13 protein-coding genes are annotated in these 14,606 nt (G+C 72.9%); 7 read left to right on the top strand and 6 right to left on the bottom strand.

Annotation, left to right across the window (positions count from 1 at the left end; all coding sequences use genetic code 11):
* Window positions 1-61: 61 nt before the first annotated feature.
* Together ACFWIA_RS21180 and ACFWIA_RS21175 are read right to left on the bottom strand one after the other, a co-directional pair.
* The gene (locus ACFWIA_RS21180) at window positions 62-1,996 is read right to left on the bottom strand and encodes a hypothetical protein (RefSeq protein ID WP_387007355.1); all 1,935 of its coding nucleotides are present in this window, start codon (window positions 1,994-1,996) and stop codon (window positions 62-64) included.
* Between the two features lie 395 nt (window positions 1,997-2,391).
* Window positions 2,392-2,643: a helix-turn-helix domain-containing protein gene (locus ACFWIA_RS21175; RefSeq protein WP_387007353.1), complete on the bottom strand. Its 252-nt coding sequence runs from the start codon at window positions 2,641-2,643 to the stop codon at window positions 2,392-2,394.
* 32 nt (window positions 2,644-2,675) lie between these two features.
* Between ACFWIA_RS21175 and map the strand changes: the two genes are divergently transcribed.
* On the top strand, window positions 2,676-3,443 hold the full coding sequence (gene map, locus ACFWIA_RS21170) for a type I methionyl aminopeptidase (protein WP_387007352.1): 768 nt from the start codon (window positions 2,676-2,678) through the stop codon (window positions 3,441-3,443).
* Window positions 3,444-3,491: 48 nt separating this feature from the next.
* Here map and ggt read toward each other — a convergent pair whose 3' ends face one another.
* The gene (gene ggt / locus ACFWIA_RS21165; RefSeq protein ID WP_387007350.1) at window positions 3,492-5,324 is read right to left on the bottom strand and encodes a gamma-glutamyltransferase; all 1,833 of its coding nucleotides are present in this window, start codon (window positions 5,322-5,324) and stop codon (window positions 3,492-3,494) included.
* A 142-nt stretch (window positions 5,325-5,466) separates the two neighbouring features.
* On the opposite strand from ggt, the gene ACFWIA_RS21160 reads away from it, so the two are divergent.
* Window positions 5,467-6,225 (top strand): hypothetical protein, encoded by a 759-nt coding sequence (locus ACFWIA_RS21160; RefSeq protein WP_385760704.1) that lies wholly within the window; start codon window positions 5,467-5,469, stop codon window positions 6,223-6,225.
* A gap of 120 nt (window positions 6,226-6,345) precedes the next feature.
* Here the strand turns inward: ACFWIA_RS21160 and ACFWIA_RS21155 are convergent, their stop codons facing one another.
* The 3 genes from ACFWIA_RS21155 to ACFWIA_RS21145 form a co-directional block, all read right to left on the bottom strand.
* On the bottom strand, window positions 6,346-6,780 hold the full coding sequence (locus ACFWIA_RS21155) for a GNAT family N-acetyltransferase (protein ID WP_387007348.1): 435 nt from the start codon (window positions 6,778-6,780) through the stop codon (window positions 6,346-6,348).
* Window positions 6,781-6,843: 63 nt separating this feature from the next.
* Window positions 6,844-7,608, bottom strand: coding sequence for a helix-turn-helix domain-containing protein (locus tag ACFWIA_RS21150; RefSeq protein WP_387007346.1), 765 nt, complete (start codon window positions 7,606-7,608; stop codon window positions 6,844-6,846).
* Window positions 7,609-7,700: 92 nt separating this feature from the next.
* On the bottom strand, window positions 7,701-8,384 hold the full coding sequence (locus ACFWIA_RS21145; protein ID WP_387007344.1) for an HAD family hydrolase: 684 nt from the start codon (window positions 8,382-8,384) through the stop codon (window positions 7,701-7,703).
* 96 nt (window positions 8,385-8,480) lie between these two features.
* On the opposite strand from ACFWIA_RS21145, the gene ACFWIA_RS21140 reads away from it, so the two are divergent.
* The 5 genes from ACFWIA_RS21140 to ACFWIA_RS21120 all read left to right on the top strand — a co-directional run bounded on the left by ACFWIA_RS21140 (window position 8,481) and on the right by ACFWIA_RS21120 (window position 14,558).
* Window positions 8,481-9,680 (top strand): helix-turn-helix domain-containing protein, encoded by a 1,200-nt coding sequence (locus ACFWIA_RS21140; protein WP_387007343.1) that lies wholly within the window; start codon window positions 8,481-8,483, stop codon window positions 9,678-9,680.
* A gap of 72 nt (window positions 9,681-9,752) precedes the next feature.
* Entirely contained in the window at window positions 9,753-10,136 is a 384-nt protein-coding gene (locus ACFWIA_RS21135) for a hypothetical protein (protein ID WP_387007342.1), read from the top strand.
* Window positions 10,137-10,162: 26 nt separating this feature from the next.
* Window positions 10,163-10,489 (top strand): hypothetical protein, encoded by a 327-nt coding sequence (locus ACFWIA_RS21130; protein ID WP_387007341.1) that lies wholly within the window; start codon window positions 10,163-10,165, stop codon window positions 10,487-10,489.
* A gap of 156 nt (window positions 10,490-10,645) precedes the next feature.
* Window positions 10,646-11,902, top strand: coding sequence for an Ig-like domain-containing protein (locus ACFWIA_RS21125; protein ID WP_387007339.1), 1,257 nt, complete (start codon window positions 10,646-10,648; stop codon window positions 11,900-11,902).
* A gap of 121 nt (window positions 11,903-12,023) precedes the next feature.
* Window positions 12,024-14,558, top strand: a complete 2,535-nt coding sequence (locus ACFWIA_RS21120) for an ATP-dependent Clp protease ATP-binding subunit (protein WP_387007337.1) — start codon at window positions 12,024-12,026, stop codon at window positions 14,556-14,558.
* The last annotated feature ends 48 nt before the right edge of the window (window positions 14,559-14,606 follow it).

Below are 14,606 nucleotides of genomic sequence, written 5' to 3'. Positions count from 1 at the left end.
CGGCGGTGCCGGGAGGGGCGGCACCGCCGTGTCCGCGGGCAGGGCCGCGCGGACGGGTGGATCAGGTGTCGAGGCCGGCCACGCGCAAGGCGTGGACCAGGTCCCAGCGCCGCTGCTCGGACACCCGGCCCGCGGCGTCGAGCAGCAACGGCACCAGCCGGCCGGGGTCGGTCCCCGCGCACCGGGCGATCTCCTCGGGGGTGCGCACCCGTACGTACGCGTCGACCAGGGCCCGCGCCTCGCGCCGCCGCCCCTCCCCGATCAGGTCGGTGATCACCTCGCCGATCTCGGCCGGCGGACGCCCGACGCCCTGCCGCAGCAGCAGCGCGCCGTCGTCGGTGCGCCCGGCCGTGGCGAGGATGTCCGCGATCGAGACCAGCCGCTCGACCGGCAGGGAGGCCGCCTCCCACAGCAGGGTGGCCCAGTCCGCGGCGAGTCCGGCCCGGTGGAGCTCCACGGCGAGCAGCGGGAAGCGGTCGGCGGGCCCGTAGGCGGCTTCCACCAGCACCCCGTGCGCCTCTCCGCCGCGCCCCTCGGCCCGCAGTCGCACCAGGGACTCGACGGCCGCGACGGTGGCCTGCCGGGCCTCCGCCTCGGGGTCGGGCGCCGCGTCGGACGCCCTTCGGGGCGTGGCGCCGGCGAACCGCGCACCGCGCGGCGCCTTGCCACCACCCTGCGGAAGGGCCATTCCGCCGGTGGGCTCGCCGGTGTCGTCGACCCCGGCCGAGCGGGCGCCGCGCAGCCGGCGGGAGCGCTGGAGCAGCCCTCGCCGGGGGCTCGGAGCGGGGGGCGGCTCGTCGGCGGTCGGCTCGTCGACTCCCGGTGCGTCGGCTCCCGGTGCGTCGACTCCGGGCGCGTCGGCTGCGGGACCGGGGTCGGCGGGGCTTCCGGGTGGCTCGGGCGCCGGAAGGGCCGCGGCGTGGCGGGGCGCCGGGGCTTGCGGGGCGGGCGCGGCTCGTTGGGCGGGCGGGTCGCTCGGGCTGCCGTACGGGCCGGCGTTCGAGCCGAGGTGGGGACCGCCGTTCGGGTCGCCGTTCGCGCTCCCGGGTGCGGTGTACGGGCCGCCGGGGGCCGGGACCGTGTGGCCCCGGGGGTCGTACAGGGGGGTGCCCCCCGGCGTCCCCGGCGCGTAGGGGCCGGGGACGGGACGCGCCCCGGACCGCAGTTGACGCCCGGAATCCGCGTCGGCGGGCGTGCGCTCGCCGTCCGGCCCGGAACGGTACGCACGGGCCGGCCGCGCGGCGTACGGGTGCTCCGGGACACCGCCGGGCGCTCCGGTCGGGGCCGTCGCGGCGTGTTCCCGACCCTGGCGACCGACCCGGGCGGCGCGCGCGTCGGGAGCGGGCGGTTCGCCCGCTCCCCCGGGCCCCCGCTGACCGTCGCGGGGCGCGGGGCGTCCGGGGGCGGGTCGACCGAGCTGCCCCGGTCTGCCGCCCGAGGACATCCGGCCGCCCTCCCACCCGGAGGGGGCGGTGCGCACCGGGCCCGCCAGTCGGTCGTAGGCCACCATCCGCGCCCGTAGCTCCGCGCAGCGCGCGGTGGCCCGTTCGTGGTCGTCCTGGGCCCAGGCGAGGTCGCGACGGTACCCCTCGGCCTCCTCGGGGACCTCGGTGGCGTCCAGCAGCCGACTCAGTTCGAGTCTCCGATCGGCCGCGTAGCGCTGTTCGCCGAGCATGGCGTCGAGCCGGTCGCCGAGGATCTCGCGCCCGCCGGGGCGCGCGTCGAAGGCGGCCAGCGCGGCGGCGTGCAGCGCACGGGCACGGGCGACCTCCATCCGGGCCACCCGGGCGCCCTGGTCGGCCGCCAGGTCCTGGAGGAGGGCCTCCAGGACGTCCCAGGGCGGCACCTCCCGCCCGTCCAGGCAGGCGCGCATCCCTTCGGGGTCCCGTTGCCAGAACACCCCGCACCAACCGGCGCCCTGGTCCACGCGCGCCAGAAGGCCCTTGAAATATGAAGCGAACTCCCTTATGTGTTCCGGGAGTTGATGCAATGTCATCGAAGCCCGCCCCCGTACGACTGGAGTCCCCCAGTCCGGTAGCCAACACCCACGGTGTTACAGCATGACTACGCGTGGTTTTCGCGCCAGACCCGAAACTCCAGACGAAGCACTACAGAGCGGACAGCACCCATGACTCCGTCCGGGTGCGGGAGCGCTCCCGCACCACCGGACGCGCACAGAAAACACGCCTCTACCTTTTGCACACACACATCATCCGTCGCACCCCACCTACGCATGGAGAGGGATACGCGACTACGCGAGAGAGACGACACGAAAGGGAAGATGCCCAGGCCAACGATCTGCGGAGCACTCCGAGCGCACGAACCGCACGTCACGGAGGGCCGGGAGAGTACCGCCCGGCCACCTCCGCAACACACCGACCGGCCCAGCCGTCAAACCGGCACCAATGCGCAGCGGAGCACCAATTCGTCCAGCGAGAGGCCGAGCACCCGCGCCAGCGCGGCCACGGTGAACAGGGCCGGGGTGGGGGCCCGACCGGTCTCGATCTTGCGCAGCGTCTCGGCGGAGACACCCGCCTCGGCGGCCACCTCCGCCATGCTGCGCGCGCCACGCGCCTCGCGCAGCAGACGGCCGAGCCGCTCACCGCGCTCGCGCTCTTCGGGGGTCAGAGGAGTTCGCACCATGACCCCATTCTAATACCGGTATAGTAATTGGCGTGATGGAACTCAAGACCGATGCGTCCATGGACGCGATGCGGCTGCCCGGACGGGTGGTGGCCGAGGCCCTGGCGGCGGTGCGCGAGGCGGCGGAACCGGGCCTCACTCCGCAGGACCTCGACGCGGTGGCCCACGCGGTGCTGCGCGAGGCGGGGGCCACCTCCCCGTTCCTCGGGTACCGCCCCTCGTTCGCCCCGGTGCCGTTCCCGGCGGTGCTCTGCGTCTCCGTGAACCACGCGATCGTGCACGGCATCCCCACCGACCAGCCGCTACGGGACGGGGACCTCGTCTCCGCGGACTTCGGCGCCCTGCTCGGCGGCTGGGCGGGGGACGCGGCCGTCAGCTTCACCGTGGGCACGCCCCGGCCGGCCGACCTCCGCCTCATCGCGACCGCCGAACGCGCGCTCGCCGCCGGCATCGAGGCGGCCGTCGTCGGCAACCGGATCGGCGACATCGCCCACGCGATCGGCACGGTGTGCCGGGACGCCGGGTACGGCATCCCGCACGGCTTCGGCGGTCACGGCATCGGCCGCCGGATGCACGAGGACCCCGCGGTGCCCAACGAGGGCCGCCCGCGCCGCGGGGTGCCCCTGCGGCACGGCATGGTCCTCGCGATCGAACCCATGGTGATCGGCGGCGGCACGGACGACTACGTCACCACGGCCGACGGATGGACCCTGTGCACCACCGACGGCAGCCGCGCCGCCCACGCCGAACACACGGTGGCCATCACCCACGACGGCCCCCGGGTCCTGACGAGCCTGTAGGCCGCATTCGGGGTGGCCCGGCCGGTGCGCGCCGTCCGGTGGGACGGACTATCCGGCGGGACGGACCACCATCGCCGCACCGCCGCCCCGGCGGACCCGTTCCGCCGCTGCGAGCACCCGCCCGTCCGGCAACAGCTGGACGGCGGTCGCCGCACCGATCTCGGCGTTCTGCCGGAACCCGTGGCCGATGGCCTCCAGCTCCGCCCGCAGCGGGCTGTTCCACAGGCCCGGTTCCAGCTCGGTGGTGGTCTGGTTGCGCTGGCTGGCGCGCGGCGCGGCGATCGCGTCGACGAGTGGCAGCCCCCGGTCGATGACTCCGGTCAGGGTCTGGAGGACGGTGGTGATGATCGTCGCGCCACCCGGCGAGCCCAGGGCGAGCACCGGCCGCGACTTGCCGTCCAGAACGATCGTCGGGGCCATGGAGGACCGCGGACGCTTGCCCGGCCCCGGCAGGTTCGGGTCGTGCACGGCCGGGTCGGCGGGGGCGAACGAGAAGTCGGTGAGTTCGTTGTTCAGCAGGAAGCCCCGACCCGGCACGGTGATCGCGCTGCCGCCGGTCTGTTCGATGGTGAGGGTGTAGGCGACGACGTTGCCCCACTTGTCAGCCGTCGTCAGATGGGTGGTGCTCTCGCCCTCGTACGTCGTCGGGGCCGCCTTGTCGCCCGCCGCGCACGGCACCGGGCGCCGCGGGTCACCGGGCGCCAGCGGACTGCGCAGCACGGCGTCGTCCTTGATCAGGCAGGCGCGCGAGTCGGCGTACCGCTGGGAGAGCAGTTCGCGCTGCGGCACGTCCTCGAAGGCGGGGTCACCGACCCAGCGGCCCCGGTCCGCGAAGGCGATCCGGCTCGCCTCGATGTACCGGTGCAGGTAGGCGGCCCGGTCGGCGCCGGTCAGGTCCGTGTTCTCCAGGATGTTGAGGGCCTCCCCGACCGTCGTCCCGCCGGAGGACGAGGGTGCCATGGAGTAGACGCCGAGGCCCCGGTACGAGGTCCGCGTCGGCGCCTGGAACTCGGCCCGGTAGGAGCGCAGGTCGCGCCCGGTCAGGTCACCGGGGCGCACCACCCGTGCGGAGGCCGGGTCGACGGGCGGTTCGTTGACCGTGCGCAGGACGTCCTTCGCGAGGTCGCCCCGGTACAGGGTGCCGACGCCCTTGCGCGCCAACTCCGCGTAGGTGCGGGCGAGGTCGGGGTTCTTGAGGGTGGAGCCGACGACGGGCAGCTCGCCGCCCGGCAGGAACAGTTCGGCGGAGTCCGGGAAGTCCCGGAACCGGGCCTCGTTGGCCGCGGTCTGGGCGCGGAACGTCTCGTCGACGGTGAAGCCGTCCCTGGCCAGCCGCTCGGCGGGCCGCAGCAGCGTGGCGAGGCTGCGGCTGCCCCAGGCGTCGAGGGCGGAGCGCCAGGTGGCGGGGGTCCCGGGCACCCCGACGGCGAGCCCGCTGGTGACCGCCTCGGCGAAGGGGATCGGCTGCCCGTCCTCCCCCAGGAACAGTCCGGAGTCCGCGGAGCGCGGGGCGGTCTCCCGGCCGTCCAGGGTGCGCACGGAACGGGACTCGGCGTCGTAGTAGACGAAGTAGCCGCCTCCGCCGATGCCCGCCGAGTACGGTTCGGTGACTCCGAGGGCCGCCGCCGTGGCGACGGCCGCGTCCACCGCGTTGCCCCCCTTGCGCAGGACCTCGATCCCGGCCGCGGACGCGTCCGCGTCGACGCTGGAGACCGCGCCGCCGTAGCCGACGGCCACCGGGACCTTCGCCGCGGTGCCGGCGCCCCGGGCGGCCCCGGTGGTGGCTGCTTCCGTGGAGGTCGGGGCCGCGGCACCGGCGCTGACCACGGTGGCGACGGCCACGGCCAGCGAGAACAGGTTCCGCCTGACGGAACGGCGCATGCGTACCTCCGGTCAACGGGCGTCCGCGCAGCGTAGCTTCGCCACCGGCCCCCCGACAGGACCTCTTCTCGCCACCTGCGCGGGAACCAGCCGTACGGCCCGACTCGAACTTCCGTGCGGACGCCCGCTAACATGCGCGCCCATGACCGATGTCGTACCCCTGATCGTGTTCGGTTCGGCCGCCACCGTGCTCGGCTTCGCGCTCGGCTGGACCGCCCGCACCCAGTCGTGGCGGCGCAAGCTCCGCCGCAAGCAGGCGTTCTTCGGGCTGCCCGAGCACGCGGAGTCGCTGCTCGTCGTCAGCCGCGACCCGGGTGGGCCCGATCTGTCGGTGAACCGGTACGACATGTCCGCGCTGCTGGAACTCTCCGCGCTCGTCCAGGAGTGCGGGGCGCACGCCCAGGTCGTCGCGCACGACGCGGCCCGTCAGGGGTTCGGCGAGCGGACCGAGTTCTGCGTGGGCAATCCGGCCGTCAACCGCCGGATGGCCGCCCACATGGCGAGCCTGCTGCCCGGGGTGCGGGTCAATGCCGATCCGGAGGCCGGACCGGACCGGGGCGCCTTCCAGGTCGGCAGCGAACGGTACCGGTTGGAGGCCGGCCGCACCGAGTACGTGCTGCTGGCGCGGCTGACGGCGGGGCAGGGGCAGGACGCCCGGCCGGTGTTCCTGTTCTGCGGACAGCGGGCCATCACCAACCAGGCGGCGACCCGTTACCTGGCCCGCCACCACGAACGGCTGGCCCGCAAGCACGGCGCGGGGTCGTCCCTGGTGCTGCTGCTGAAGGTGGTCAACTCCCAGGCGTACGGGCCGGACGTCGTGGAACTGGTGGCGGACGTGACCGCCGCGGCGCAGGAACCGGTGCCCACCGCGGTGACCCGCACCTCGCACCGGGCGTCCTGAGGTTCGCCTCGCCCCCGTCACGGTGGCCCGCTGCCCCCGGCGGCTCCGCGCCGTGCGCCCGGGTGATGGTGTCCCCTTCCTGCCGCCACCCCGGGAGCGCCGCGCTTGAGGCCGCCGCGCTCAGCTCCGTTCGTGCAGGGCGAGGACCATCACGTCGTGGAGGGCGGCTCCCGCCCAGGGATGCGCTTCCCCCACCTTGCGGTATCCCCATGAACGGTAGGCGGCTTGCGCGGCCTCGACGTCCGGCCGCGCGTTCAGCAGTACGCGTTCCTCGACGGCGCCTACGAGGACCGCCTCGTGCAGCCTCCGGGCCACGCCACGACGACGCCAAGGTGCCCGGACGGCCAGTTCGATCAGCCCGAACGTACGTGTCCCGTCCTCGCGCCGAAGCTCCGTCGATGCGGGCGCGGTGAGCCGGTCCCACCAGCCCGTGCCGGCGCTGAGGGGGTACCCGTAGGCGATGCCCACGGGAGTGCCGTCAGCCGTGCGGGCCAGGGCTGCGCGGAAGGTGGGTTTGCGTACCTGGGACAGGAGCCGCCTGCTGTTGGCGCTCACTTCGTCGGCGGTCTTCCGGTAGGGCGGTTCCGCGAACGCCTCGTGGGTGTTGCCGAGGGCGTCTCACTCGGGCGGCCGGTTGTACTTGTTGAGGGTCGCCTTGGTGGTCGACGCCTCCATCAGGCGCAGTTCCCACGGGCCCGTGTTCACGTCGAACTCCTTGCCGAACCCGACCCACTTCCCCGCCATCCGTCTGCCGGTGGGCTCCGCCAGCATCTGTACCGCACCGAAGTACCGAGCCCCCCGGTAGTACCCCTCGGTCGCCGTTCGTTCCGTCCACGTCCCCGTGACGGTGCTTCCGTCGCGTTGGAGATCGAGGGTGAGCGGACTGTCCGGGTTGAGGGAGGCGCCCGGCAGACTGCGGCCGGTGATCCGGTTGCCGTGCTGGAGGAGCAGGACGTAGTGCTTACCGGGGAAGACCTCGTTGCCCCGGCCGCTGGAGACGTACTCGTAACTGGACAGCCACACGCCGGAGTAGTTGCCTTGCGGCGCTGGCTGCGCGGCCGGCTGCGTGCCGGGTGTGCGAACCGCTACGGGCGGGTCCTTGAGGTCGTGGCCGCCGTGACCGTCATCGGCGATGCGGGCCAGGACGGGAGACGGGAATCCGAGGGACTCGATCGGCAGGCCGGTGACGGCCTCCAGGGCGCGCGCGTACAGCGGCCGGGGAGCGCTCGTCGTGCCGCTCTCCCAGCGCTGCACCAGCCGCTTGTTGGCGTCGTTGGGACTGCCCGCGTGATTCCCCGCGTCGTGGAGGGCGCGGGCGAACTCGTCCTGGCTCATGAGCAGCCCCATACGGACCGCCCGGAGGGTGCTGTTCGGAGTCGTCATGCGCTCACGGTATTCCTGCGGGCCCGCCAATGACACCGGATTGTCGCCCTGTGGTGCCATCGGGATGACCTCGCGTTCACCTGACGTGAGCCTCACCCGCACGGTCGGCTCCCGACGACCAGATCCACCAGGCCGCCCGTGTCCTCCAGCCCGGGCAGGACGACGTCGGCACCGGCGCGTTGCAGGGTCGCTGCATCGGAGCGCCCCGTGGTGACGCCGATGACTCGCACGCCGTTGGCCCGGGCTCCCTCCACGTCGGCGGGCGTGTCACCGATCACCACCGCTTCCGCCGGATCGGCCTCCGCCCGCTCCAACGCGGTGCGTACGAGTTCGGGACGCAGGTCCGCGTCCTCTCCGTACGCCCCGGAATCCCGGTCGATGTGTCGGTCGAGTCCGAACACGGCGAGCTTGATCTCTGCCACCGCTCGCACGTTCCCCGTCGCCACCGTCTGGCGGACTCTTGCCGCGGCCAGTGCCGCAAGGGCTGCGGCAGCCCCGGGGAGGGCGTGCCCTCGTTCACGGAGGCCGGCGACGCTACGGAGGTGCGCGTGCGCGAGGGCCGCCGCGAAGCGCTCGAACGCCGCACGGTCGGTCGTGACACCGTGCAGGAGGGCGGTTTCCCGGAAGATGACGGGCTCGGTGCTGCCGTCGACCCTCGCCTGCTCGCGCATCGGAACGCCCAGCACCTGCTCGAAGGCCGCGGCCGACAGCTCCCGGCCGACACCACGGGTGGCGAGCAGCGTGTGGTCGATGTCCCACAACACCAGGTGCGGCACGGACGCCCCCTAGACGGGTCTGAAGTGCTCTGTTCCGGGGTCGGGACGGAGCCCGACGACTACTCTGAGCGCGTTCCCACTCACCAGGAGGCTGCCGTGGGCCGTCTGCCGATCGGGGCCCGAGTGCGCCACTTCCGTGAGAAGGCCCAGCGTACTCAGGCTGCTGTGGCGGGGCTGTGCGGTATCAGTGACCGGTACCTGTCTCTGATCGAGAACGGGAAGAAGACACCGTCCCCCGAGGTTCTGGGTCGCCTCGCCTCAGAGTTGGGCGTGTCGGTGGCCGCGTTGCTGAGTGACGACCCGGTGCCCAGGACCACGGCGGTCCCGGTGGCTGCGCCGGATGTCGAACGGGCGCTCATGGGGTACGGCCTGCCGCTGTCCACTCCACCGGCCGATCCGGTCGAGCTACGGAAGCGCGTCGAGGCTGCCTGGCGCATCTGGCAGACCAGCAGGACGCGGTTCACCGAGGCCGAAGCGCTCCTCCCCGCCCTGATCACCGACACCGAGCACGCCGCGAGAGTGCTCCGGCGCGGCACCGATCCCGTCGCACGCCGCGCGGTCATGCGTACGGTGGCAGACCTCTACGGGCTGTTGCGTTCCTACTGCCGCCGCGCCGGACGGCTCGACCTGTCGCTGATGGTGGCCGACCGTGCCCTGCGTGCCGCCGAGGACGCCGATGACCCGCTACGCATCGCCGGCGCCCAGTGGAACCTCGGGCACGCCCTGCTCTCCCGCCCCGAGGGCGCCTCTGCCGCCGCCGAGGTCGCGTTGGGCGCCGCCGACGCACTCGCGCGGAGCATCGAGACGACGGAGTCCGTTGCCGTGCGCGGCGCCCTCGAACTGGTCGCCGTCGTCGCCGACGCGAGCGCCCGACGCCCGTGGCCGGCCCGCGACCGGTTGGAGAAGCGGGCACGCCCGTTGGCAAAGAGGTCAGGCGAACTCAACCCGATGTGGACAGTGTTCGGCCCGACGAACGTGGACCTCCACGCCCTGTCCATCGAGATGCTCGCGGGCCAGGCTTCCGACGCGTTGCACCTGGCGGACCGGATCGACGTGAGCGGACTACCCAGTCGGGAGCGGCGGTTCACGTTCGGACTGGAGATCGCGCGCTGCTACGACCTCCGCAAGGACGACGCGGCTGTTCTCGTACACCTTCTGAGCCTGGAGGAGCTGGCACCGGAAGACCTCGCCCGGAGTCCGGTGGCCCGGGAGATGGTCGCAGGCCTGGTGCAACGGGTCCGCCCCACGTTCCGGCACCAGACCACCGGCCTGGCCGGGCGCCTCGGCATGTTGTGACCGTCCCGAACCCGGAGCACACCCGAACTCACCGTTCGGGTTCCCTCTGCGCTGCGCGCCTACGGTCACGCCATGGACAGACGTGAAGCGTCCACGCCGGGTCCCGCGGGCATCAGCATCGTGGCGGCCGGTGTGCACTGGGACGCAGTGAAGGTCAGTCGGTCGTTCGCCCTCCAGTCGCTGGAGCACTTGCCGGTTCACGGTGCGATCGCGGTCGACCCCACGCCCGCCGGCCCCTTCCTGTACTTCCTCGTACCGCCGAAGAGCACGGCGGGTTGGAGCGTCCCGCAGTCCACGGCACTGAGCGAGACGGCCCATGTGGCGCTCCCCCCTCCGGGCCGCCTCACCCCACCGGGGCCGTACTGGCTCACCCGGCCGGACCACCGTCCGCGCCTCACTCGCACTGACGTCCTGCGCGCCGCGCTGGAAGCAGTGCTCGGGCCGCGGCACCCCTGAGCCACTCCCCCGCCACGAGGACACCGATGACCCGTACCCGCCCACGCACCGCCCGCGCGTACTGCGCGCGCTGCACCGAGCCCATCCGGTGGTGGCAACGCCAAGTCAGCAAGCTGCGCTTCTCCCCGTCCGGACCCGGCACGACCGTGCACCTCCACCGCCGCTGCCTCCCTGAAACCATGCCCTGCGCGCCGTGCGTCAAGGCCCGCATCTTCGGCACCGACCACCACGACTGCCGGTCGTGGGCCGCGGGCACCCACCAGGTCCACCGCCGGCGGGCGACGCTGAAGCTGAGCCTCCGCGACCGGCCGCGGCCCTGCCCGTGCACCTGCCGGTCGCGGGTGCGGGCCTGAGCTGACGGGCGGGGGCGGGGGCCTCGGGGAATGTGTCCGTCCCAAGACGTATGTCCCGATTCTGTGACAACGGTGGAACGGGGCCGTTGCGCAGGAACCCCGGGGCCGTACGCACCCTCTCTCCGGTCGATTCCGATCGCACGGAGGTACGACCCCATGTTCAGTTCCCCGCTCCCGTCCGCACCGCGTCCGAGCACGCACGCCGGCGTGGCGCCCGTCCGTGGCCGCCGCGGACGACACCTGACCGTCGGGGCCGGAGCCCTCGGACTCACCGTCCTGCTCACCGCCTGCTCCGGCGGGTCGGACGACGACGGCAAGGGCGGCGGGAGCACCGCGGCCGGTGCGCCCGCGCGGGCCGAGATATCGGTGAACCTGAAGGGCGAACGCGCCGCCGCGGGCAAGCCCGTGACGGTGCGCCTCGCCGAAGGGGAGCTGCGCGGGGTGACGGTCACCTCGAAGAAGGAGGCGAAGGCGGGCGCCCCGCTGACGGGCAAGGTCTCCGCGGACGGCCGCACCTGGACCTCGGAGCGGGTCGCCGCGCCGGGCACCGCGTACCAGGTGCGCGCGACGACCAAGGAGGGCGGCTCGGCGACGGCCGCGTTCACGACGGTCGCCGCCGACAAGGTCAACAAGCTGACCCTCGCCCCCGGCAAGGGCACCACCGTGGGCATCGCCCAGCCCCTCTCGATCACCTTCGACCACCCGGTGAAGAACAAGGCGGCCGTCGAGCGCGCGCTGAAGGTCACCACCTCCAACGACACCACCGGGTCCTGGGGCTGGATCGAGCACTACGACGGGAAGGACCGCATCGACTGGCGGCCCGAGGAGTACTGGAAGCCGGGCACCAAGGTGCAGCTGCGGGCGAACCTCAACGGCATCGACTCGGGCACCGCGGGCGGCTTCTTCGTCCGGGACTACGACACCTCCTTCACCATCGGCGCGGCGCAGATCGTCAAGGTGGACCTCAACACCAAGCAGCTGCGGCTGGAGCGGGACGGCAAGACGGTGCGGACCCTGCCGATGTCGGCGGGCACGCCCGGCGGCAAGAAGCGGTCGTGGGGCGGCACGACCGTGCTGATGTCGAAGGAGGGCACCATCCGGATGAACTCCGAGACCGTGGGCCTCGGCGACGCCTACGACAAGATGGTCGACTACTCGATGCGGCTGACCTGGTCGGGGATGTACGCGCACGCCGCTCCGTGGAACGCGGCGTACTTCGGCAACGCCAACCGCAGCTCGGGGTGCATCGGCATGAGCGACGCCAATGCCGGCTGGCTGTACGGGCAGGTCCGCGCCGGTGACCCCTTCGAGGTCTCCGGCGAGGGGCACAAGGGCGTTCCCGCGCCGGGCAACGGGTACGGCGAGTGGAACCTGTCGTGGGCCGACTGGCAGCAGCGGAGCGCGCTGCGCTGATCCGGCCGTCGGAAGGGGTGCGGGACGCGTGGTCGGGCTCCGGGTGCGGAGCCCGATTGCGGGGCGGGTCACGCGGTGTTTGTGTGGGTGTGTTCCCTTACGCACACCTTCGGAGCGTGCCATGTCGCTGTCCTCCTTCGGGTCGCCCGGCGGCCCGGACCCCTTCTCCGAACTGTTGAACCGGTTCTTCGGGATGTCCCCGGGAACGGCGCCGCCGGCCGTGCAGCGGGTGCCGATCGGGCGGCTGCTCAGCGAGTCGGCACGGGAACTGTTGGCCACCGCCTCGGCCCGGGCCGAGAAGGACGGCAGCGCCGACCTGGACACCGAGCACCTGCTCTGGGCGGCCACCCGGACGGAGCCCACCCGTGCGCTGATCGCCGAGGCGGGAGCCGATCCGGACGAGCTGGGGCAGGAGATCGCCGACGCCCTGCCGGGCGAGTCGGCCTCGCCCTCCGCCGAGCCGGGTCTCACGCCCGCCGCCAAACGGGTGCTGATCGGTGCGCACACCCGATCGCAGGCGGCGGGCTCCTCGTACATCGGTCCGGAGCACGTCCTCGGGGCCCTGCTGGACGATCGGAGCTCCGGCGCCGCCCGGGCCCTGGCCCGGCACGTCCCGGACGCCGCCCGGTTGCGGCGGGCCGCGGACGCGCCGGCCCGCCGGGGCACCGCACCCGAGCAGGAGAGCGGCACCCCCACTCTGGACGAGTACGGCCATGACCTCACCGAGGAGGCGCGGGCGGGCCGGCTCGACCCGGTGGTGGGCCGCGCCGACGAGATCGAGCAGACCATCGAGGTGCTCTCGCGTCGGACGAAGAACAACCCCGTGCTGATCGGTGATCCGGGGGTGGGGAAGACGGCGATCGTGGAGGGGTTGGCGCAGCGGATCGTCGCCGGGGAGGTTCCGGACACCCTCAAGGACCGCCGGGTGGTGGCCCTGGACCTGTCGGGGCTGGTCGCGGGTTCGAAGTACCGGGGCGAGTTCGAGGAACGGCTGAAGAACGTGATCGACGAGGTGCGGGGCGCCTCGGAGTCGACGGTGTTGTTCATCGACGAGTTGCACACGGTGGTGGGTGCGGGCTCGGGCGGCGAGGGCGCGATGGACGCGGGCAACATCCTGAAGCCGGCGCTGGCCCGAGGTGAGCTGCACGTCGTGGGTGCGACGACGATCGACGAGTACCGCAAGCACATCGAGAAGGACGCGGCGTTGGAGCGGCGCTTCCAACCGGTGACCGTGCCGGAGCCGACGGTGGCCGAGACCGTGGAGATCCTCCAGGGGCTACGGGACTCCTACGAGGCGCACCATCAGGTCCGCTTCACCGACGTGGCCTTGGTGGCCGCCGCCGAGCTGTCCGACCGTTACCTCACCGACCGGTTCCTGCCGGACAAGGCGATCGACCTGATGGACACGGCGGGGGCCCGGGTCCGGCTGCGTTCGCTGGGCCGCTCGACGGAGGTGGTGGAGCGGGAGGACCTGATCGCCCGGCTCCAGCGGGAGAAGGACCAGGCGATCGCGGCGGAGGACTTCGAGCGGGCGTCCGAGGTGAAGCGGCGGATCGCGGCGGCGCAGGACGAGATCGCGGGCGTCGCGGAGCGCCGTGAGGGGGTCATGCGGGTCACCGAGGACGACATCGCGGACGTGCTGTCCCGGCGTACCGGCATCCCGGTCTCGCAGCTGACGCAGAGCGAGAAGGAGAAGCTGCTGAAGCTGGAGGACGCCCTGCACTCACGGGTGGTGGGGCAGGACGAGGCGGTGGTCGCGGTGGCGGAGGCGGTGCGCCGCAACCGGGCGGGCATGGGCGACCCGGACCGGCCGGTCGGCTCGTTCCTGTTCCTCGGTCCGACGGGGGTGGGCAAGACGGAGTTGGCGAAGGCGTTGGCCGAGTTGCTGTTCGGGGACGAGGGTCGGATGACCCGGTTCGACATGAGCGAGTTCCAGGAACGGCACACGGTGTCCCGGCTGGTCGGGGCGCCGCCCGGTTACGTGGGTCACGAGGACGCGGGTCAGCTCACCGAGAAGGTGCGCAGGCAGCCGTACAGCGTGCTGCTCTTCGACGAGATCGAGAAGGCGCACCGGGACGTCTTCAACGCGCTGCTCCAGGTGTTGGACGACGGGCGGCTGACGGATGCGCGGGGCCGGACGGTGGACTTCCGGCACACGGTGGTCATCATGACCAGCAACATCGGCGCCCAGCGCATCCTGGCCCGGCGCGGGGAGGTGGACGACGGCAGCGGGGTGCTGAGCGGTCAGCTGAAGGACGAGCTGATGGAGGACCTGCGGGAGCGTTTCCTGCCGGAGTTCCTGAACCGGATCGACGAGATCATCGTGTTCCACGGTCTGGGTCCGGACGATCTGACGCGCATCCTGGACCTGTTGTTGGACCGCAGCGAGCGCCGGGTGCGGGCCCAGGGGCTGCATCTGGAGGTCACGGACGCGGCGAAGCGCCTGTTGGTGGCGCACGGGACGAAGCCGGAGTTCGGGGCGCGGCCGTTGCGTCGGACGATCCAGTCCGAGTTGGACAACCGGTTGGCGTCGCTGTTGCTCAGCGGGGAGGCGGACCCGGGTGACACCGTCGTCGCCGATGTCGTCGACGACTCGCTGGTGTGTTCGGTGCGCAAGCCGGCCGAGGACCCGGCGGAGGCCGCCGCCGAGGCGTAGCGGTGGCGCGGGGTCCGGGTACGGAACCGGGCGGCCTCCGTGGTGGGT

The organism is Streptomyces sp. NPDC127068 (genome assembly GCF_042724695.1).
Taxonomy (GTDB): Bacteria; Actinomycetota; Actinomycetes; order Streptomycetales; family Streptomycetaceae; genus Streptomyces.
The sequence above is the reverse complement of the archived record's forward strand: the minus strand, read 5'-3'. Positions and strand labels throughout refer to the sequence as shown.